The 252-nt window shown below is 69.0% G+C and carries 1 protein-coding gene; it reads right to left on the minus strand.

All coding sequences use genetic code 11. The features are described 5' to 3' along the window. The coding region (locus SAY88_RS25340) for a hypothetical protein (RefSeq protein WP_332635203.1) at positions 1–252 on the minus strand (252 nt) is incomplete at both ends.

The following is a 252-nucleotide window of genomic DNA, read 5'->3' on the forward strand; positions in this document are numbered from 1 at the left end:
TGCTAATGGCCTCCTCCAGCTTGCGGGCGGCCCGCTCCTGGGGCGGGAGGTCGCTTTTGCGGTAGCGCTCCTCCACCGCTAACACGGCCTGCTCCGCCAACCGGGGAACCCTTTCCGCAAGCCAGCGCTCGTAGTTGGACGCCAGCATGCGGATGATCCCCGCCAGTACAGGCCCCACCACGGGAATGCCGCCCACCAGGCGCACCAGTAGACCTGCCAGAAGGGCCACCGCACCCAGGGCCACCAGGGCCT

The sequence above is a fragment of the Halalkalibacter flavus genome (genome assembly GCF_036663575.1).
Classification (GTDB): domain Bacteria; phylum Bacillota; class Bacilli; order Bacillales; family Bacillaceae_D; genus Halalkalibacter; species Halalkalibacter flavus.